The 19,472-nt window shown below is 67.3% G+C and carries 15 protein-coding genes; 9 read left to right on the forward strand and 6 right to left on the reverse strand.

Annotated elements, in window-relative coordinates; translation table 11 throughout:
• Positions 1 to 93: 93 nt before the first annotated feature.
• The 3 genes from AC13FN_RS14005 (at position 94) to pbpC (ending at position 9,119) form a co-directional block, all read left to right on the forward strand.
• Positions 94 to 1,554 (forward strand): bifunctional 2-methylcitrate dehydratase/aconitate hydratase, encoded by a 1,461-nt coding sequence (locus AC13FN_RS14005; protein WP_482984946.1) that lies wholly within the window; start codon positions 94 to 96, stop codon positions 1,552 to 1,554.
• A gap of 226 nt (positions 1,555 to 1,780) precedes the next feature.
• Positions 1,781 to 6,688, forward strand: coding sequence for an alpha-2-macroglobulin family protein (locus AC13FN_RS14010; protein WP_482984945.1), 4,908 nt, complete (start codon positions 1,781 to 1,783; stop codon positions 6,686 to 6,688).
• Between the two features lie 49 nt (positions 6,689 to 6,737).
• Complete coding sequence (pbpC, locus tag AC13FN_RS14015; protein WP_482984944.1) at positions 6,738 to 9,119, forward strand: penicillin-binding protein 1C; 2,382 nt, start codon at positions 6,738 to 6,740, stop codon at positions 9,117 to 9,119.
• A 154-nt stretch (positions 9,120 to 9,273) separates the two neighbouring features.
• Here the strand turns inward: pbpC and AC13FN_RS14020 are convergent, their stop codons facing one another.
• Both AC13FN_RS14020 and AC13FN_RS14025 read right to left on the reverse strand, forming a co-directional pair.
• A complete protein-coding gene (locus tag AC13FN_RS14020) occupies positions 9,274 to 9,849 on the reverse strand; it encodes a ferritin-like domain-containing protein (RefSeq protein ID WP_312392332.1) in 576 nt (191 codons plus the stop codon).
• 30 nt (positions 9,850 to 9,879) lie between these two features.
• Complete coding sequence (locus AC13FN_RS14025; RefSeq protein WP_482984943.1) at positions 9,880 to 10,362, reverse strand: redoxin family protein; 483 nt, start codon at positions 10,360 to 10,362, stop codon at positions 9,880 to 9,882.
• A gap of 261 nt (positions 10,363 to 10,623) precedes the next feature.
• Between AC13FN_RS14025 and AC13FN_RS14030 the strand changes: the two genes are divergently transcribed.
• The gene (locus AC13FN_RS14030; RefSeq protein ID WP_197646680.1) at positions 10,624 to 11,517 is read left to right on the forward strand and encodes a DnaJ C-terminal domain-containing protein; all 894 of its coding nucleotides are present in this window, start codon (positions 10,624 to 10,626) and stop codon (positions 11,515 to 11,517) included.
• Positions 11,518 to 11,641: 124 nt separating this feature from the next.
• Here the strand turns inward: AC13FN_RS14030 and pilH are convergent, their stop codons facing one another.
• Positions 11,642 to 12,013, reverse strand: a complete 372-nt coding sequence (pilH, locus tag AC13FN_RS14035) for a twitching motility response regulator PilH (protein WP_005410644.1) — start codon at positions 12,011 to 12,013, stop codon at positions 11,642 to 11,644.
• A gap of 88 nt (positions 12,014 to 12,101) precedes the next feature.
• The gene (locus tag AC13FN_RS14040) at positions 12,102 to 13,097 is read right to left on the reverse strand and encodes a YhdH/YhfP family quinone oxidoreductase (protein WP_054172318.1); all 996 of its coding nucleotides are present in this window, start codon (positions 13,095 to 13,097) and stop codon (positions 12,102 to 12,104) included.
• A 153-nt stretch (positions 13,098 to 13,250) separates the two neighbouring features.
• Between AC13FN_RS14040 and hflK the strand changes: the two genes are divergently transcribed.
• The 5 genes from hflK to AC13FN_RS14065 all read left to right on the forward strand — a co-directional run bounded on the left by hflK (position 13,251) and on the right by AC13FN_RS14065 (position 17,906).
• The gene (hflK, locus tag AC13FN_RS14045; RefSeq protein ID WP_049435269.1) at positions 13,251 to 14,384 is read left to right on the forward strand and encodes an FtsH protease activity modulator HflK; all 1,134 of its coding nucleotides are present in this window, start codon (positions 13,251 to 13,253) and stop codon (positions 14,382 to 14,384) included.
• A complete protein-coding gene (gene hflC, locus AC13FN_RS14050; RefSeq protein ID WP_010482785.1) occupies positions 14,381 to 15,244 on the forward strand; it encodes a protease modulator HflC in 864 nt (287 codons plus the stop codon). The genes hflK and hflC overlap by 4 nt, the downstream gene beginning before the upstream one ends.
• Positions 15,245 to 15,312: 68 nt before the next feature.
• Complete coding sequence (locus AC13FN_RS14055) at positions 15,313 to 15,498, forward strand: DUF2065 domain-containing protein (protein ID WP_005414170.1); 186 nt, start codon at positions 15,313 to 15,315, stop codon at positions 15,496 to 15,498.
• 325 nt (positions 15,499 to 15,823) lie between these two features.
• On the forward strand, positions 15,824 to 17,116 hold the full coding sequence (locus AC13FN_RS14060; RefSeq protein ID WP_005410639.1) for an adenylosuccinate synthase: 1,293 nt from the start codon (positions 15,824 to 15,826) through the stop codon (positions 17,114 to 17,116).
• Between the two features lie 127 nt (positions 17,117 to 17,243).
• Positions 17,244 to 17,906 carry a hypothetical protein gene (locus AC13FN_RS14065; protein ID WP_197579290.1) on the forward strand — a complete coding sequence of 221 codons (663 nt, stop codon included), beginning with the start codon at positions 17,244 to 17,246 and terminating at the stop codon, positions 17,904 to 17,906.
• Here the strand turns inward: AC13FN_RS14065 and AC13FN_RS14070 are convergent.
• Both AC13FN_RS14070 and AC13FN_RS14075 read right to left on the reverse strand, forming a co-directional pair.
• Positions 17,842 to 18,492 carry a M23 family metallopeptidase gene (locus AC13FN_RS14070; protein WP_054172316.1) on the reverse strand — a complete coding sequence of 217 codons (651 nt, stop codon included), beginning with the start codon at positions 18,490 to 18,492 and terminating at the stop codon, positions 17,842 to 17,844. The two genes, AC13FN_RS14065 and AC13FN_RS14070, sit on opposite strands and share 65 nt — an antisense overlap.
• Positions 18,493 to 18,496: 4 nt before the next feature.
• Complete coding sequence (locus tag AC13FN_RS14075; RefSeq protein WP_049435272.1) at positions 18,497 to 19,456, reverse strand: L,D-transpeptidase family protein; 960 nt, start codon at positions 19,454 to 19,456, stop codon at positions 18,497 to 18,499.
• Between the last annotated feature and the right edge of the window lie 16 nt (positions 19,457 to 19,472).

A 19,472-nucleotide genomic window follows, 5' to 3' on the forward strand; every position in this document is an offset into this window, starting at 1 on the left:
CTACCGGGCCGCAGAGACCGATTGCTTTGGTAGATGCCAACCTTGGTTGGCATGGTGCGCGGGCAACTGCGCACCGCAACGAGGAGATCGACGATGTCCGACAACCACACCCCATCCAACGAGCGTGCAGCGTGGGATGCGCTGCTGGTGGATATCGTCGATTACGTGCGTGACGCCCGCATCGACTCACCGCTGGCGTTCCAGACCGCGCATCACTGCCTGCTTGATACGCTGGGCTGCGGCCTGGAAGCGCTATCCTTCCCGGCCTGCAGCAAACTGCTCGGCCCACTGGTTCCGGACATCAGCGTGGTCAACGGCGCGCGCGTACCGGGCACGCACTACGTGCTGGACCCGGTGCAGGCCGCCTTCAACATCGGCGCAATGGTGCGCTGGCTCGATTTCAACGACACCTGGCTGGCCGCCGAATGGGGCCATCCATCGGACAACCTGGGCGGCATCCTTGCCGTCCTTGATTGGCTGGGGCGCAACGCGCAGGCCCTGCGTCGTCCGCCGCCGACCGTGCACGACGTGCTGCTGGCGATGATCAAGGCGCACGAGATCCAGGGCGTGCTGGCCCTGCAGAATTCCTTCAACCGCGTCGGGCTGGACCATGTGGTGCTGGTCAAGGTGGCCACCACCGCCGTGGTCGCGCAGCTGCTCGGCCTGGACCGCGAACGCATGCTCAATGCAGTGTCGCTGGCCTGGGTTGATGGCCAGGCGCTGCGTACCTACCGGCACGCGCCCAATACCGGCTCGCGCAAGAGCTGGGCCGCTGGCGATGCGACCAGTCGTGGCGTGCGTCTGGCGCTGATGGCAGCCAGCGGCGAGATGGGCTACCCCAGCGTGCTGAGCGCGCCGACCTGGGGCTTCGAGGCTGTATCCATGCACGGTCAGGCACTGACGCTGGGGCGACCGCTGGGCAGCTATGTGATGGAGAACGTGCTGTTCAAGATCAGTTACCCGGCCGAGTTCCACGGCCAGACCGCAGTGGAGGCGGCGGTCACGCTGCACCAGCAGCTGCGCGCGATGGGACGGCGGGCCGAGGACATCGCGCACATCGCCATCCGCACCCAGGAAGCCTGCATCCGCATCATCGACAAGCAGGGGCCGTTGCATAACCCGGCCGACCGCGATCACTGCGTGCAGTACATGGTCGCCATCGCGTTGCTGCACGGGCGGCTGGTGGCCGAGGATTACGAGGACGACGTTGCCGCCGATCCGCGCATTGATGCGCTGCGCGCGAAGATGGCCTGCCATGAAGACCCGCAGCTCAGCGCGGATTATCTGGATCCGGACAAGCGCAGCATCGCCAACGGCCTGAGCGTGCGCTTTACCGACGGCAGCGAATTGCCGGAGGTACTGGTGGAATACCCGCTCGGCCACGCCCGACGCCGCGAGGAAGGCATTCCGCTGCTGATGGACAAGTTCCGCCGGCACCTGGCCCATCGCTTCCCGACCGCCCAGCAGCAGCGCATCTGGGCCGCTTCGCTGGACCCGGTGGCGCTGGCGGCGATGCCGGTGACCGACTACGTGGACCTGTACCTGCCAGGGTAGCAACGCTTTGGTGGATCTGACGCCACGTCTGCTTGCCAGGCTCGTGGCTCGGCTCGCTTTGGTAGGTGCCAACCTTGGTTGGCACGGCCGACGCCAACCAAGGTTGGCGACTACCGGACTGCCGGCCAGCGGCCGGCACTACCCGCACCCGGGGCACTTGCCGAATCCGCGTCAACACCTTGACGCGGCCTGCCTATAATGACCACCTCGATCAAGGAGTGACGACATGAGCGGTCCGGCACGGCGGAAGCGGTGGGGATGGGCGGCGGCTGTACTGGCAGGAGGCCTGTTGCTGGGCCTGGCCGGCTGCCGCAACGACAGCGGGCAGCTGCCCAAGGCCAGCGGTGAAGCCATCACCACCAAGGCCGAGCAGGTGAAGGAGTTCACCCTGCTGCGTGCCTACCCGGACCAGAAGAATGACGGCTTGTCGCTGGCGCTGGAGTTCTCGCGCCCGCTGGTCGGCACCCAGGATTTCGACAAACTGGTGCGCTTCGAGGAAAAGGTCGGCACCGACGACAGCAGCTGGACGCTGTCCGATGACGGCCTGACCCTGCGTTACCCGTTCGTCGAGGCCGGCAAGGAGTTCAGCCTGGTGGTCTCGCCGGACCTGCTGGCCGCCGATGGCAGCCGGCTGGGCAAGGAACTGAAGCAGAAGGTGTTCAGCGGCGAGCTGAAGCCGGTGGTCGGCTTCGCCTCGCAGGGCAGCGTGCTGCCGGCCAAGGACAGCCGTGGCCTGCCGGTGGTGTCGGTGAACGTGCCGGAGGTCGATGTCGAGTTCCTGCGCGTGCGCGAGAAGGACCTGCCAACCTTCTTCAGCCAGTACCAGCGCGGCGGCCGCCGTGGCAGCTGGGAGCTGAGTAGCGACTACGAGCGCAGCCCGATCAACAAGCTGGCCGAGCCAGTCTACGTCAACCGCTTCATCCTGGGCGGCAAGAAGAACGAGCGGGTGCTGACCTACCTGCCGACCCAGGACATCAAGGAACTGCAGGAGCCGGGCCTGTACTTCGCCCTGCTCAAGCGGACCGGCGACTACGAGGGCGAGTTCGATACCGCGTTCTTCTCGGTCAGCGACATCGGTCTGCATACCCGCGCCTACAAGGACAAGCTGTTCGTGCACACCGCCGGCCTCAAGGACGGCGCACCGCTGAAGGGCATCGACCTGCGGGTTCTCGATGCCAAGGGCGAGGTGGTGCTGAAAGGCAGCACCGACGGCAATGGCAATGCGCTGCTGAACTACACCCTGGATGCAACCCACGTGCTGGTCGCCAGCACCGGCAAGGACACCAGCTTCCTGCCGTTCAACCAACCGGCGCTGGACCTGAGCGAATTCGCCGTGGCCGGCCGTGACAACGCTTGGTTCGATGTCTATGCCTGGTCCGGACGCGACCTGTATCGCCCGGGCGAGACCGTGCGCCTGTCCGCGCTGCTGCGTGACAACGATGGCAAGCCGGTCAAGGCGCAACCGGTGTTCCTGCGCCTGAAGCAGCCCGACGGCAAGACCTTCCGCGAGACCCGCCTGCAGCCGGGTGACCAGGGCTACATCAATTTCGAGCAGGTGATCCCCGCCGAGGCGCCGACCGGGCGCTGGCAGGTCGAGTTCCGCACCGACCCGGCCAGCAAGGAAGCGATCCAGGGCATGACCCTGCGCATCGAGGAGTTCCTGCCCGAGCGCATGAAGCTGGACCTGGACAGCGCGCAGAAGACGCTGAAGCCGGGTGAGGACCTGCGCCTGCAGGCCAATGGTGCCTACCTGTATGGTGCGCCGGCCGATGGCAACCGCTTCACCGCGCGCATGGCAGTGGCGGCCGAGCAGCAGCCGGTGGAGGGCCTGCCGGGCTACTTCTTCGGTGACCCGACCCTGCAGCTGCCGCGCGAAGCCAAGGACGTGATCGACACCACGCTGCCGGCCAATGGCCAGCTGCGCGAGGACGTGGCGTTGCCGGAGGAGGCGGCCAAGGCCAAGGCACCGATTGCAGTGGTGCTGTCCGGCAGCCTGTACGAGACCGGCGGCCGTACCGTCACCCGCACCTTGAAGCGGGTGATGTGGCCGGCCAATGCGCTGGTGGGCGTGCGCCCGCTGTTCAATCCCGAAGACGGTGCCGATTCCAACGGCAATGCGCGCTTCGAGCTGATGCGCGTGGACGCGGCGGGCAAGCCACAGCCGGCCAAGGGTCTGAAGATCACCCTGGTGCGCGAGCTGCGCGATTACCACTGGACCTTCAACGACAACCGCTGGGACTACGACTTCACCCGCCGTTTCGAGAACAAGGAAACGCGCACCGTCGATGCCGGCAGCAGCGCGGTCGCCTTTGATTTCCCGGTAGAGTGGGGCGAGTACCGGGTGGACGTGTTCGATCCGACCACCGGCCTGACCAGCCGTTATCCCTTCCGTGCGGGCTGGAGCTGGGGTGATGACAACCGTGGCCTGGACGCGCGCCCTGACAAGATCAAGCTGGGCCTGGACAAGACCGGCTACAAGGCAGGCGACACGCTCGAGGTGACGGTGACCCCGCCGCACGCCGGCAAGGGCATCCTGATGGTCGAGACCGACCGCATGCTGTACGTGCAGGACATCGACGCCAAGCCGGGGTCGACCTTCAAGATTCCGGTCACCGCCGACTGGGAACGCCACGACGTCTACATCACCGCGCTGGTGTTCCGTGGCGGCAGTGCGCCGAGCAAGATCACCCCGGCCCGCGCCGTGGGTGTGGTGCACGTGCCGATGGACCGCAAGGGTCGCACCGTGGCCGTCGGCCTGGTCGCGCCCAAGCAGATGCGCCCGGAGCAGGACCTGCCGGTGACGGTCAGCGCGCCGCAGCTGGCCGGCAAGACGGCGCATGTCACCGTCTCGGCGGTGGACGTGGGCATCCTCAACATCACCCGCTTCCCGGTGCCCGACGCCGGCGCGCACTTCTTCGCCCAGCGTCGCCTCGGCATCGATGCCTACGACATCTACAGCCGGGTGATCGAGAGCTTCGACGGCAGCAGCGGCAAGCTGAAGTTCGGTGGCGACATGGCGCTGCAGGCGTTGCCGCAGGCCAAGCGCCCGACCGCGCGCGTGCAGACCGTGGACCTGTTCTCCGGCCCGGTGCAGCTGGATGCCAAGGGCAATGCCCGCATCCGCCTGAAGGTGCCGGACTTCAACGGCACCCTGCGCGTGTCGGCGCTGGTCTACAGCGATGACCAGTACGGCAAGCGTGACGTGGAAACCATTGTGCGCGCCCCGATCCTCGCCGAAGCCAGCATGCCGCGCGTGCTGGCCCCGGGCGACCGCAGCACCGTGACCCTGGACGTGCAGAACTTCACCGGCAAGCCGGGTGCGTTCAACGTGCGGGTGGAAACCGAGGGCCCGCTGGCACTGGCCGAAGGCACACGCAGCGTGCAGTTGAATGCCGATGCCAAAACCACGCTGAGCTTCCCGTTGTCCGCACGCGAGGGCCACAGCGTGGCCAAGGTGCGGGTGCGCGTGGATGGCAACGGCTTCAAGGCCGATCGCCGCTACGACCTGCCGGTGCGTGCGGCGTGGCCGCAGGTGCTGCGTTCGCAGGTGCGCACGCTGGATCCGCTGGCCGCGGTCAGCCTCGACAACAGCCTGACCGAGGGCCTGATGTCCGAGTCGGTGAATGCCCGCCTGCTGGTCAGCCCGCTGCCGCCGATCCCGTTCGCCAGCGCACTGCAGGGCGCGCTGAACTACCCGTACGGCTGCGCCGAGCAGACCACCAGCAAGGGCTACGCTGCGCTGATCCTGGACCAGGCGACGTCGTCGATGCTCGGTGCTGACGGGCTGGATGCCAAGTCGCGCCGCGAGCGCATGGAAGGCGCGTTCGGTCGCCTGGCGTCGATGCAGGTGGCCAATGGCAACTTCTCGATGTGGGGTGACGACGGCTACGTGAACCCGTGGCTGACCCCGTACATCACCGAGTTCCTGCTCGATGCCAAGGACGCCGGTTTTGCGGTGCCCGACAACGTGCTGCAGAAGGCGCTCAACCGCCTGAGCGAGGATCTGCTGTCCGGCGGCAACCAGTTCTACGGCCAGGACGACCGCGAGAAGCTGAAGTTCGCCAACCAGGCGTATTCGGGCTACGTGCTGGCACGGGTCAACCGTGCGCCGCTGGGTACCCTGCGCACGCTGTACGACAACGAGCGCAGCAAGGCGGTCGGTGGCCTGTCGCTGGTCCATCTGGGTGTGGCGCTGTCGCTGCAGGGCGATGCCAAGCGCGGCCAGGCGGCACTGGCTGCGGCCTTCGCCAAGTCCAGCAGCGAACGTCCGTCGTACTTCGGCGACTACGGCAGCGCGATCCGCGATGACGCGCTGATGATCGCGCTGACGCACGAGAACAAGCTGGCCAAGCCAGCCTGGGATGCGCGTGCGGTCGATCTCGGCCGTGGCCTGGATGCGCGCCGAAATGCCGGCTGGATGTGGCTGAGCACGCAGGAACAGGTAGCGATTGCCCGCCTCGGCAAGGCGCTGGCTGCCAATCAGAAGGCGCTGGTGGCCGGTGAGCTGGTGATCGGTGGCAGCACCGAAGCCATCGGCGAGCGCAAACTGTTCGGCCGCAACTTCAGCGCCAGCGAACTGGCCAGCGGCGTGCGCTTCACCCCGCAGGGCCAGCCGCCGATGTTCGCCAGCATCGACGTGGCCGGCATCCCGCGCAGCGCACCGGCGCCGGACAACAGCGTGCTGGGCGTCGAGCGCAGCTACTACGGTACCGATGGCAAGCCGTGGACGCCGCGCCCGCTGAAGGAAGGCGAAGCGCTGATCGTGCGCGTCACCGTCACTGCCGACACCACCATGCCCGATGCACTGCTGACCGACCTGTTGCCGGCCGGCCTGGAGATCGAGAACTTCAACCTGGGCGACGCCAAGCAGTGGGCCGACGTGGTGGTCGATGGCATCACCATCAGCGATCGTGGTGAAGCCGCCGATACCAAGCACGAGGAGTTCCGCGACGACCGTTACGTGGCTGCGCTGAAGCTCTCGCGTGGCAGCAAGGCCAACGTGTTCTACCTGGTGCGCGCGGTGACCCCGGGAACCTACTCGGTGCCGCCGCCGCTGGTGGAGGACATGTACCGGCCGCAGCTGCGCGGCGTCGGCCGCAGCAACCCGACCACGATTACGGTGGTGCAGCCGTGATCCCACGGATGGGCCGCGCAGGCGCGGCCCGTCCTGCGGGCAATGTGCAATGAAAGACGCAATGAAAAACCGGCTGGCGGCCCTGCGCCGCCGGCTGCAGCCGCTGTGGCCGTGGTTGCGCTGGGGCACGGCCGCCACGCTGGCGCTGCTGCTGGTGCTGGATTTCGCCTTCCCGCCGCCCTTGCCGAAGCAGCGCGACACCAGCACTCTGGTGGTGTCGACGGACGGCACGCCGCTGCGCGCGTTCGCCGATGCCGAGGGCGTGTGGCGCTATCCGGCCTCGATCGACAGCGTCTCGCCGCTGTACCTGCAGGCGTTGCTGACCTACGAAGACCGCTGGTTCTGGCGTCATCCGGGCATCAACCCGCTGGCGATCCTGCGTGCCAGCGGCCAGTTGCTGCGCGGTGGCCGCATCGTGTCCGGTGGCTCGACCCTGACCATGCAGGTTGCCCGCATCCTCGACCCGCATACGCGCACGCCCTGGGGAAAGCTCAAGCAGATGCTGCGCGCGGTGCAGCTGGAAGTACACCTGAGCAAGCGGCAGATCCTGGCCCTGTACCTGGAGCGCGCGCCGTACGGCGGCACCATTGAAGGCGTGGAAGCGGCCAGCTGGGCCTACCTGGGCAAGCCGGCGGCGCAGCTGTCGCATGCCGAGGCCGCGCTGCTGGCGGTGCTGCCGCAGGCGCCGAGCCGGCTGCGCCCGGACCGTCATCCGGAAGCGGCGCAGAAAGCGCGCGACAAGGTGCTGTCACGCATGGCCGAACTGGGCGCGTGGACACCGGAAGAGGTGGACGACGCGCGCATCGAGAACGTAGTGGCACGCTCGCTGCGGCCGCCGCTGCACGCCGCGTTGCTGGCGCAGCGACTGCATTCGGCGCATCCGGGGCAGGCACGCATCCAGAGCAGTATCGACATTGGGCTGCAGCGCACGCTGGAGGAACGCGTGGCCAGCTATTTCTCGACGCTGCCCGAACGTACCTCGGCCGCTCTGCTGGTGGTCGACAACCAGACCCTGCAGGCGCGTGCCTATGTCGGCACGCTGGCCTTCGGCGACCGCCAGCGGCTGGGTCACGTCGACATGGTGCAGGCCTGGCGCTCGCCGGGGTCCACGCTCAAGCCGTTCCTGTATGCGATGGCGCTGGACGATGGTCTGATCCATTCGGAAAGCCTGCTGGTGGATGCGCCGCAGAGTTTCGGCAGCTACCGCCCCGGCAACTTCGACATGGCCTTCAACGGACCGATCGGCGCTTCCAGTGCGTTGCGCCTGTCGCTCAACGTGCCCTCGGTGGACCTGCTGCAGCGGGTGGGCGCGGCGCGCTTTGCTGCGCGGCTTTCGCACGCCGGCATCCAGTTGCGCTTCCCGCAGGGCAGCACGCCCAACCTGTCACTGATCCTGGGCGGCACCGGCGCGCGGTTGGAAGACCTGGTCGGCGCGTTCGCCGCACTCAACCGCAATGGCATCGCCGGTCGCGTGCGTTACACCGACGATGAGCCAATGATCGAGCGGCGCCTCGCTTCGCCCGGCGCAAGCTGGATCGTCCGCGAGATGCTGGAATCGAATCCGCGGCCGGGCTATGGCGTTGGTACGTTCGATGTCGGTGGCCGCCCGCGTGTGGCGTGGAAGACCGGCACCAGTTACGGGTACCGCGATGCGTGGGCCATCGGCAGTACCCGCCACTACACCGTGGGCGTGTGGGTAGGCCGGCCGGATGGCACGCCACTGCCGGGCCAGTACGGCGCGGTCACCGCATTGCCACTGATGTTTGAAGTGGTGGACAGCCTGCCGCGCCAGCGCGGCGATTCGGCGGCCGCGCCGATGCCGGCCAGTGTCAGCCAGGAGGATGTCTGCTGGCCCACCGGCGAACGTGCCGAAGGGCTGCCAGCGGCACTGTGCCAGCGGCGGCTGTCAGCGTACCTGCTGGATGGCGCAGCACCACCGACCTTCCCCGAGCGCGAGGCGCGGCGCTGGCAGCCGGGGCGGCAGCGTTACCTGGCCGATGCGCGGACCGGTCTGCGTGTCTCCGCTGATTGCCGTTTGCCGCATGAGGAAGTCGCGCGTGAGATCGCGCGCTGGCCGGCGCTGTTGTCGCCGTGGCTGCCCAAGGCCACGCGCGAGGCCTCGCAGCTGCCGGCGCTGTCGCCGGACTGCCGCGATGATGGCCGGGAGGCCAGCGTCGCGCTGCACATCGATGGCCTGAATGATGGCGCAGCACTGGCGCGTGCACCCAACGCCGAACATGGCGTACGCCTGCAGCTGCGCGCGCTGGGCAGCGAGCAGGCGGTGGACTGGTTGCTGGATGGACGCTGGATCGCGCAGACCCACGGCGCGCAGTTGATGCAGCGCGAGTTCGCCGATCCGGGCGCGCATACCCTGACCGCGCTGGCGGCCGACGGCGCGTGGACGCAGGTACGGTTCAACGTCCTGCGGTAGGTGCCGACCTTGGTCGCCGCTTTCCGTATGTTTGCGACGCTGTTGTAGAGCCGAGCCCATGCTCGGCTGCTCTTGCGACGTGCGTGGAGTAGTCAGCCGAGCATGGGCTCGGCTCTACAACGCCGCAGATGGCAGCGAGCGTATGGCGTAACCGCTATTCCCCGATCCACCCATCCAACAGGTCGGCGAATTCGTCGGCGTGTTCCTCTTCCTGCGCCAGGATCTCTTCGAGGATGCGCTTGGTGGTGGTATCGCGGTCGCCGATGAAGTTGATCATCTCGCGGTAGCTGTCGATGGCAATGCGTTCGGCCACCAGGTTCTCGCGGACCATGTCGCGCAGGTCGCTACCTTCCTTGTATTCGGCATGCGAGCGCGCGGTCAGCGTATCCGGGTTGAGGTCGGGCTCGCCGCCAAGTTGGACGATGCGCTCGGCCAGCTTGCCGGCATGCGCCTGTTCCTGCTGTGCATGCTCGAAGAATTCGGCCTTGACCGCGTCGGCCAGCATGCCCTTGGCCATGAAATAGTGCCGGTAGTAGCGCAGCACGCACACGTACTCGGTGGCCAGTGCATCGTTGAGCAGCTTGATCACCACCTTGCGGTCGGCGCTGTAGCTGTCGGTGATCGCCCCGTCTTCGATGTTGCGCCGGGCGCGCTCGCGCAGGGTCTTGCGGTCGCTGATACCGGGCACCTTTGCGGCGGGCTTTGCGGCTTTGGCTGGCTTGCTGGACATGGCTGGCCGTTTCCTCTTGTGGTGGGGGAATCAGGTGGGCAGGTGCTCCAGAACGTACTCGGCCGAAGACACCTCGAACTGGCCCGGCTGCTCGATCCAGGCCGCACGAACCACGCCATCGACCACGTACAGGGCGAAGCGGCGTGAGCGGATGCCCATGCCCGAGGCGCTGGCATCGAGCTCCAGGCCGAGCGCGCGAGTCAGTTCGGCGTTGCCGTCGGAGAGCATCAGCAGGCCGTCGGGCACGCTCTGGTCGGCGGCCCAGGCCTTCATCACGAACGGGTCGTTGACGGCCATGCAGTAGACGTCGATGCCGCGCTGGCGGAATGCCTGGAATTTTTCGACGTAGCTGGGCAGGTGGCGCGCCGAGCAGGTCGGGGTGAACGCGCCGGGCACGGCGAACAGCACCACCTTGCGCGCATCGAACAGCGAATGCGTATCGAGTGTTTCGATGCCCTCGCGGATGCGCTTGAGGGTCACTTCCGGAATGCGGTCGCCGACATGGATGGTCATGGGGAACTCCTTGCTGGGGCAGGCTAGTGGGCCGGATGGGACAGGGGCGTCAAGACATTGGAAAACCTGCGTGCAGGCCCCATCTTCGGGCTTTGCGGCAGGGGCTTCCAGCCACAGCGTGGGGCATGGGGATGGCAGCCGCATTGCGCAGGATCAGTCGGCCTCACCGGGGCCGCACGAGGGGCGGCGTAGCATCGCCGGCGCGTAGAATGAACCCGGGGCGGCGCCACCGGCGCGGCCGAAGCGAATCGAGGTAGCTGGATGGAATTCAAGGATTACTACGCCACCCTGGGGGTGGAACCGAGCGCGGGCGAGGCGGAGATCAAGACCGCCTACCGTCGGCTGGCACGCAAGTACCACCCGGACGTCAGCAAGGAGGCCGGGGCCGAAGACAAGTTCAAGGCGGTCAACGAGGCCTACGAGGCGCTGCGCGACCCGGAGAAGCGCGCGGCCTACGACCAGCTGCGCGCGCAGGGCTACCGCCCGGGCGAGGAATTCAACGTACCGCCGAACTACGGCGGTGCCGGTGGCTTCAACTTCGAGGAAGTGTTTGGCGGCGGTGGCCCCAATGGCGGCTTCAGCGACTTCTTCGAAAGCCTGTTCGCGCGCCAGCGTGGCGGTGGCGGCGCTGGTCAGGGGCCTGGCTTCAGCAGCCAGGGCCATGCGCCCAACCGCGATACCCGCGCCAAGCTGTCGGTACCGCTGGAGGCGGCCTACAACGGTGACAGCCTGCGCATCACCGTCAACGGCAAGCAGCTGGACGTGCGCGTGCCCAAGGGCATCCGTCCGGGCCAGGTGATCCGGCTGGCGGGGCAGGGCAACCATGGCGGCAACCTGCTGCTGGAGGTGGAGTACGCCGCGCACCCGCAGTTCGAGGTCGATGGCCGCAACATCCTCTATACGCTGCCGGTGACGCCGTGGCAGGCGGCGTTGGGGACCAGCATCAGCGTGCCGACCTTGGGCGGTGCGGTGGAGCTGAAGATTCCGGCCGATTCCGATGCCGGCCGCAAGCTGCGCCTGCGCGGTCGTGGCCTTCCCGGCAACCCGGACGGCGACCAGATCGTCGAAATCGAGATCGTGGCCCCGGCCGCGACCGACGAGGCGCAGAAGAAGGCCTACCGGAACCTGGCCAAGGCGTTCGGCGAGACGATCTGAGATGGATTCTGGTGGGTGCGGACCTGGGTCCGCACGCCTTTTGGCCGTTCAAGGCGTGCCAACCAAGGTTGGCACCTACCAAACAAGAGCGTGCCGACCAAGGTCGGCACCCACCCGCGCGGGCTCAGCCCTGCCCGGCGAACACCCGCTCCAGCACCTCGGACAGCTCATCTTCCGAGAATGGCTTGGTGATGTAGGCCTTGGCGCCCTGGCGCATGCCCCACATGCGGTCGGTGTCCTGGTCCTTGGTGGTCACCAGGATCACCGGAATGTGCCGGGTCGCCTCGTCGCGGGCGAGGGTGCGGGTGGCCTGGAAGCCATTGAGGTTGGGCATCACCACGTCCATCAGGACCAGGTCGGGCAGCTCGGCCTTGGCGGTTTCGACCCCGGCGGCGCCATCGGTGGCGGTCAGGATCTGGTGCCCGAGCTTCTCGACGATGCGCTGTATCCCCAACAGCTGCGACGGTGAGTCGTCGACGATCAGAATGCGTGCCATGTTGTTCCCCATGTAATGCCCGCAGTGTAGTGCGGGCACATTACCGGCGGGAGGGGCGCGTCTGCCGTCCGTCGCCTGCCTGCGACGTTCAGTCGATCCGCACCACCGTTCGCCCCAGCGAGCCGCCGGCCAGCATCCGCTGGAATACGGCGGGCAGGCCATCGAGGCCGACTTCGGCAGTGCAGATGCGTTCCAGGTGCTGCGGCTTCCATTCGTTGCCCAGCCGCGCCCAGACTTCCTCGCGCAGTCCGCGTGGGGCATTGGCCGAGGACACGCCCAGCAGCGAGACACCGCGCAGGATGAACGGCATCACGGTCATGTCCAGCGTCGGGCTGGCGGCCAGGCCGGCACTGACCACGCTGCCGTAGGGCACGGTCTGCGCCAGCAGGCTGGCCAGCATGTCGCCTCCGGCATTGTCGAGGCCACCGCCGAAGCGCGCCGACTGAAGCGGACCGGTATCGGAGAGTGCCTCGCGCGGCAGCACCTCGGCGGCGCCGATGGCGTGCAGGAATTCGGTCTGGTCCGGCTTGCCGCTGACCGCGTGCACGGTATAGCCGGCACGGCTGAAGATCGACAGCGCCAGCGCGCCGACGCCGCCACTGGCGCCGGTGACCGCCAGCGGGCCAAGGTCCGGGGTCTGCCGGTTGTCCTGCATGCGCAGCAGGGCCAGCGCCGCAGTGAAGCCGGCGGTGCCCAGCACCATCGCCTCGCGCGGGGTCAGCCCGGCCGGCTGGGCGATCACCGCGCGCGATTCCAGCCGCACGTACTGGCTGTACCCGCCGTCACGGGTCTCGCTCAGCCCGCAGCCGGTGGCCAGTACTGCGTCGCCTTCACGCCAGTCCGGGTCGGTACTGGCGACCACGGTACCGGCCACGTCGATGCCGCCCACGAGCGGGAAGCGGCGCAGGATTTTCCCCTTGCCGGTACCGGCCAAGGCATCCTTGTAGTTGACCGAGGACCAGTGGGCGCGGATCAGCACCTGGCCGGGGTTGAGGTCGTCGATCCGGAGCTGGGCAAGGCCGCTGCGGTAGCCGGCGTCGTCGTTTTCGATGCGGAAGGCGGTGAACGGGGTGGTGGGGGCCATCGGCGTTGCCTGACTTCGAGGAAAACGCCACCTTACCCCGTTGCCCCCCTTTCGATCCTGCCGATCCGCCCCATCTTGTATGATCGGTGATGGTTTCACGGCTGGCGGTGCGGGAAGGGCCCGCGCCGCAGCCCAAATCTTGATGGAGCGTGCATGGCCTGGAATACACCCGGCGGCAACAAGGGCGGACAAGGCCCCGAGGACAATCGACGCGGGCCCTTCGGGTCGCGCGGCGGTGGCAATGGTGGTGGCTGGGGCGGACTGCCCGGGCCGCTGAAGGACCTGTTCGACGGTGGCATCGTGCGTTGGGTGGTGGCAGCCGTGGTGTTGCTGGTGCTCTTCTCCAGCTTCCAGCTGATCGGCGAACAGCAGCGTGGCGTGGTGCTGCGCTTCGGCCAGTTCTCGCGCATCCTGCAGCCCGGCCCGAACTTCAAGCTGCCGTGGCCGATCGAATCGGTCACCAAGGTCAATGCCACCGAGATCAAGACCTTCTCGATCCAGGTGCCGGTGCTGACCCGCGACGAGAACATCGTCAACGTCTCGCTGAACGTCCAGTACCGCATCGACGACCCGCAGCAGTACCTGTTCGGCACCGTGGATGCCAACCAGGTGCTGGAGCAGTCGGCGCAGAGCGCGGTGCGCGAGGAAGTCGGTCGCGCCGATCTCAACGCCGTGCTGAACAACCGTGGCCCGCTGGCCGTGGCCGCCGAAGAGCGCCTGCAGGCGCTGCTGAAGGCGTTCAAGACCGGCCTGACCGTGACCGGCCTGACCCTGCAGGACGCCCGTCCGCCGGAAGAGGTCAAGCCGGCCTTCGACGAGGTCAATGGCGCCCAGCAGGTCAAGGAACGCCTGATCAACGAAGCCCAGGCCTACGCCGCCAAGGTCGTGCCGGAAGCCCGAGGCCAGGCCTCGCGTGCCCGTACCACCGCCGAAGGCTACAAGCAGGCCGTGGTGTCCAAGGCCGAGGGTGACGCGCAGCGCTTCAGCCTGTTGCAGGCCCAGTACAAGGACGCCCCGGAAGTGACCCGCAAGCGCCTGTGGCTGGAGACCGTGCAGCAGGTGCTGAGCGAGAACCGCAAGGTGATCGGTGGTGATGGCCGCCAGCTGATCTACGTGCCGATGAACGGCGATACCCGTCCCACCACCTCGGCTCCGCCGGGAGTGACGAACCCGGAGGTGGTGATGCCGTCGCTGCCGGGTGCAGCGGCGGAAGCTTCCCGTGATCCGGGCCGGCCGGTGGGCCGCCCGACCGGGCGACCGAGCGGCCGTGAGGAGGGCAGCCGATGAAGAGTCCTATCTGGATCGCCGTGATCGTGGCGGTGGTGCTGGGCCTGCTCGGCTCGGTGTACGTGGTCCGTGAGGACCAGACCGCCATGGTCCTGAACCTGGGCAAGGTGGTGCGTTCGGACATCAAGCCGGGCCTGCACTTCAAGGTGCCGGTGGTGGAAACGGTGAAGGTCTTCGACCGTCGCTTCCAGGTGCTCGACACCGCCCCGGCGCGCTACTTCACCGCCGAGCAGAAGGATGTCAGCGTCGACTTCTTCGCCATCGGTTACATCTCCAACGTGGGTGACTACTTCCGTGCCACCGGCGGCGATCCGCGCATCGCCAATGCCCGCCTGGCACCGATCATCACCGACTCGCTGCGCAACCAGATCAACTCGCGCACCCTGCAGCAGCTGGTGTCCGGCGACCGCAGCGAGCTGATCGCCGAGCAGCTGAAGGGGATCAACGAGGCGGTGGCCGGCCTGGGCATGCAGATGATCGACCTGCGCATCAAGCAGGTGGACCTGCCGACCGACAGCCAGGTGATCAATGACGTGTACGAGCGCATGCGCGCCCAGCGCAAGCAGGAAGCCGCCAAGCTGCGCGCCGAGGGCGAGGAGCAGTCGCTGACCATCCGTGCCCAGGCCGACCGTGACAGCACCGTGCTGATCGCCGAGGCTGAGCGTGATGCCCAGCGCCTGCGTGGTGAAGGCGATGCCGATGCCGCCCGTATCTACGGCAAGGCCGGCTCGGCCGATCCCTCGTTCTACGCGTTCTACCGCAGCCTGGAGGCCTACCGTGGCTCCATGACCGACGGCAACGGCGTGATCGTGCTGGACAAGAACGACCCGTTCCTGCAGTACCTGAAGAACGACCGCTGAGGTCGCAGGGCACTACCCCACGGGGCCCGGCCAGACGCCGGGCCCCGTGCTTTTTCCGGAGTCCCCCCATGAAAGATCTGTTCGCCGCCGTCTGCCTGGTCGCGGTGCTGGAAGGCCTGTTCCTGTTCGTCGCCCCGTTCGCCTGGAAGCGCATGGCCGAGCGCCTGCTGGACCTGCCCAGCCCGGCCCTGCGCAGCTTCGGCGGGCTGGTGCTGCTGGCCGGCCTGAGCCTGCTGTGGTGGGTGCGGCACTGAAGGCCCGGCACGGCCGCCTGCGTTCACATGCGTGGCCCTGCTCTGGTAGATGCCAACCTTGGTTGGCATTGCCGGCCAGCGGCCGGCACGACCGGGCGGGGCGCCTGACCGGTGGGTAAAGCCGCCCGTCGGAAAGGTGGCACCCGACCCCGGAAACCCGGATAATGCACAAAAGCCGGACGGGCCTCCCCGTTCGGCTTTTTCCGTGTCTGGGCCTTCCATCGCCGGCTGCTCCCCGTTTGGAGCCGCCCTCCAGGTGCTGGCCAGCCCCGCCACGGTTTACCCGTCCGCGGCCCCGATGGCCGCAACATATGAGGAGCCCGTCATGGGTCAGTCTGTCGTAGTGCTTGGTGCCCAGTGGGGCGATGAAGGCAAGGGCAAGATCGTCGATCTGCTCACTGAGGAAATCGGCGCCGTCGTGCGCTTCCAGGGCGGCCACAACGCCGGCCACACTCTGGTCATCAACGGCAAGAAGACCGTCCTGCACCTGATCCCGTCGGGCATCCTGCGTGACGACGCGCTGTGCCTGATCGGCAACGGCGTGGTGATCTCGCCGGCCGCGCTGCAGAAGGAAATCGCCGAGCTGGAAGCCTCCGGCGTGGAAGTGCGTTCGCGCCTGAAGATCTCCCCGGCCGCGCCGCTGATCATGCCGTACCACATCGCCCTGGACCAGGCGCGCGAGCGCGCCGCCGGCGGCAAGGCGATCGGCACCACCGGCCGTGGCATCGGCCCGGCCTACGAAGACAAGGTGGCGCGCCGCGGCATCCGCATCGCCGACCTGCATTACCCGAAGCAGTTGGAAGAACTCCTGCGCACTGCGCTGGATTACCACAACTTCGTGCTGACCAAGTATCTGAACACCGATGCGGTCGATTTCCAGAAGACCTTCGACGAAGCGCTGGCCTTCGGCGAATACGTGCAGCCGATGAAGTCCGACGTGGCCGGCATCCTGCACGACCTGCGCAAGCAGGGTAAGCGCGTGCTGTTCGAAGGTGCGCAGGGTGCGCTGCTGGATATCGACCACGGCACCTACCCGTACGTCACCAGCTCCAACACCACCGTCGGCGGTGCACTGGCCGGTTCCGGCGTCGGCGCCGATTCGATCGACTACGTGCTGGGCATCGCCAAGGCCTACGCGACCCGTGTCGGTGGTGGCCCGTTCCCGACCGAGCTGGACGACGAAGTCGGCCAGGGCATCCGTGACCGCGGCGCCGAGTACGGTGCCTCGACCGGCCGTCCGCGTCGTTGCGGCTGGATGGACATCGTCGCGCTGAAGCGCGCCGTGGCCATCAACGGCATCAGCGGCCTGTGCATCACCAAGCTGGACGTGCTGGACGGCATGGAAAAGCTGAAGGTCTGCATCGCCTACGAATACAACGGCAAGCGCACCGAGTACGCGCCGCTGGATGCGCAGGGCTGGGAAGAGTGCACCCCGGTGTACCTGGAGTTCCCGGGTTGGAGCGAGAACACCCACGGCATCACCAACTGGGACGACCTGCCGCCGGCCGCCCGTGCCTACCTGCGTTCGCTGGAAGAGCTGGCCGGCTGCCCGATCAGCATCGTCTCCACCGGCCCGGACCGCGACCACACCATGGTCCTGCAGGATCCGTTCGCCTGAGTGAGTGACCGGTAGCGCTGGGCCATGCCTGGCGTCGCTGCAAGAAGAAGCCCCGCGAACGCGGGGCTTTTTCGTTACTGTGTCGCCAGTGCCGGCGAGGAAGCGAAGCGATGACCAGGATGTCAGCGTGAAAGGCGAGACCGTGGTGCGGATCACCCTATGGGTGTTGTGGAGCCTGTGGGGCATCGCCTGCGCGGTTCTGGCGCTCGGCGCCATCGCCAACCATCTGGCCTCGCGCACCCAGACCCTGCCGCTGCTGCTGAGCCCCGGCGCGACGGCTGAGGTGACGGTCTACCGCTTCATCGATGACCAACTGCGGCTGCGCCTGCGGTATGCCGCAGACGGTATTGAGGCTGACCCTGAAGTGCTGCTGCGCATCGATACTCCCACCGATCATGGAGACTTCCGCGCAGCAGAGCGTTCGGGAGTGGCCGGGCAGGGTGTCAACCGCAGGCTGGCATCGGTTGAGTCCAGCGGGCTCATGGCGTCCTACTTTGGATATGGCCGCGGCGATGCATTGCCACGCGGACGCTCATGGCTGCGGGTAACCGTACTGGAGGTGGACCCGGCGCTGGCGGGCAGGGCGGCCGTGATCGAGCTGCAGCCCCCACTGGACCTGCTGAAGCTGACCGACCTGGACTACGTCTGGCTGTGGCCGTTCTTCTTCTGGAAGGTGGTGGCGCTGTTCCTGCTGATTCCGGGGGCTGCCTTGGCGGTGTTCACGTTCACCTTGCGGCGCTGGCAGCGCCGGGCGTCGAAGCAGCCGATTTCAGCAGCGGATACGGGTTGATCGATTCCCCCTTCCACCACTGCTTCTCCGGCCCCAGTACGTGTACTTCGAAATGCAGGTGCGGGGCCTGCGCGCTGGCATTACCGGTGCTGCCCACATAACCAATCACATCCCCGCGTTTGATCACCTGCTTTTCGCTCAGGCCATCGGCATAGCGCTGCAGGTGCGCGTAGTAGTAGCACCAGCGTCCGCTGGGCTCGAACTGGTAGATGGTCAGCCCACCGCGCTTGCTGTCGAACAGTTTCTCCACCGTGCCGTCGGCCACCGCGAGTACCGGCGTCCCGGCATCGGCCATGATGTCGATTGCATCGTGCACGCGGCCCTCGCTGCGTGCATCGGTGAAGGTGTCGCGCAACTGCGAGGGAAGTACGCCTTGCACCGGCAGCAGCAGACCGTCCGGTGCTGCGTCGACGCTGGCCGGCAGCGACGCGCGTGGTGTAGCCGCTTCCGCCGTCGGCGTTGCCATCACGGTGAGCGGCGTTGCAGGCGTGGACACCGCCGTAGTTTCAGCGGCATCGCGGCGCAGCCACCAGCCCAGCCCCAGTCCCAGCACTACACCGATCACGATCAGCTGCGAAAGACGCATCGGCTCACTCCTGCATCACCACGGGGACGGAGGTATCCACCGCATCGGCCACGCGCAGCGCATCCCAGTTGGTCATGCGCACGCAGCCATGCGATTCGGTCTTGCCGACATGGCCGGGCACCGGCGTTCCGTGCAGGCCATAGTGGGGTTTGGACAGATCGATCCAGACCCGGCCGACCGGGTTGTTCGGACCGGGCGGCAGCGTGACCTTCTTCTCGCCCTTGCGTGCATCCCAGAACAGTTTCGGGTTGTAGTGGAACGGCGGGTCACGATACACGCCGAGAATCTTCCATTCGCCGATCGGCAACGGATCATGCTGGCTGCCGGACGACACCGGCACCTGCGCGATCACCTTGCCCTGCACATCCAGCAGTTGCAGGGTGGAATCGGACTTGTCGACCACGATCTTCGCCGCCTTCGGCAACGCCCCCGGTGCGACGTTGGGCACCTGGATGCGATTGCCGGCCTTGGCCAGATCGACGCCGGGGTTGAGCGCCTTCAGCAATGCCGGCGAGGCATGGAAGCGCTCGCCGAGCAATTCCTCCACGCTGCCGTAGCCCAGCGCCTTCAGCTTGGCCTGTGCGGCCGGCCCTTTCGGAACCGGCTGGAACGGGCCGGCCACGTCCTCGGCGGTCAACGTGTAAGTGGCAAGCGGTGTGGTCGCATCGGCCTGCAGTGCTTTCCAGGTGGCATCGTCCAGCTCTCCGCTCACTGTCAGGCCGTGGGCCGCCTGGAAGCCTGCCACGGCCCGGCGCTGATTGCTGCCGACTTCACCGTCGATCTCGCCCGGGGAGAAATTGGCGCGATCCAGAAGCACCTGGGCGTGCAGTGGCGAGCGCGCCGCGGTATCGGGTCCGGCCTTCTCGGCAATGGGCTCCGGCAGCTGGACCGGCGGCGGCACCTGCGCGAAGGCGGGGGACATCAGCAAGGACAGGGCGAGCAGGGCGGGGCGGTGTACGGGCATGGAGGTCTCCGGCAGA

It is taken from the genome of Stenotrophomonas sp. 115C5 (genome assembly GCF_056861055.1).

What these genes read in the sequence shown, in the direction of transcription:
- AC13FN_RS14005 (WP_482984946.1), top strand. Translation starts at nt 94, where the DNA reads ATGTCCGACAACCACACCCCATCCAACGAGCGTGCAGCGTGGGATGCG.
- AC13FN_RS14010 (WP_482984945.1), top strand. Translation starts at nt 1,781, where the DNA reads ATGAGCGGTCCGGCACGGCGGAAGCGGTGGGGATGGGCGGCGGCTGTA.
- pbpC (WP_482984944.1), top strand. Translation starts at nt 6,738, where the DNA reads ATGAAAGACGCAATGAAAAACCGGCTGGCGGCCCTGCGCCGCCGGCTG.
- AC13FN_RS14020 (WP_312392332.1), bottom strand. Translation starts at nt 9,849, where the DNA reads ATGTCCAGCAAGCCAGCCAAAGCCGCAAAGCCCGCCGCAAAGGTGCCC.
- AC13FN_RS14025 (WP_482984943.1), bottom strand. Translation starts at nt 10,362, where the DNA reads ATGACCATCCATGTCGGCGACCGCATTCCGGAAGTGACCCTCAAGCGC.
- AC13FN_RS14030 (WP_197646680.1), top strand. Translation starts at nt 10,624, where the DNA reads ATGGAATTCAAGGATTACTACGCCACCCTGGGGGTGGAACCGAGCGCG.
- pilH (WP_005410644.1), bottom strand. Translation starts at nt 12,013, where the DNA reads ATGGCACGCATTCTGATCGTCGACGACTCACCGTCGCAGCTGTTGGGG.
- AC13FN_RS14040 (WP_054172318.1), bottom strand. Translation starts at nt 13,097, where the DNA reads ATGGCCCCCACCACCCCGTTCACCGCCTTCCGCATCGAAAACGACGAC.
- hflK (WP_049435269.1), top strand. Translation starts at nt 13,251, where the DNA reads ATGGCCTGGAATACACCCGGCGGCAACAAGGGCGGACAAGGCCCCGAG.
- hflC (WP_010482785.1), top strand. Translation starts at nt 14,381, where the DNA reads ATGAAGAGTCCTATCTGGATCGCCGTGATCGTGGCGGTGGTGCTGGGC.
- AC13FN_RS14055 (WP_005414170.1), top strand. Translation starts at nt 15,313, where the DNA reads ATGAAAGATCTGTTCGCCGCCGTCTGCCTGGTCGCGGTGCTGGAAGGC.
- AC13FN_RS14060 (WP_005410639.1), top strand. Translation starts at nt 15,824, where the DNA reads ATGGGTCAGTCTGTCGTAGTGCTTGGTGCCCAGTGGGGCGATGAAGGC.
- AC13FN_RS14070 (WP_054172316.1), bottom strand. Translation starts at nt 18,492, where the DNA reads ATGCGTCTTTCGCAGCTGATCGTGATCGGTGTAGTGCTGGGACTGGGG.
- AC13FN_RS14075 (WP_049435272.1), bottom strand. Translation starts at nt 19,456, where the DNA reads ATGCCCGTACACCGCCCCGCCCTGCTCGCCCTGTCCTTGCTGATGTCC.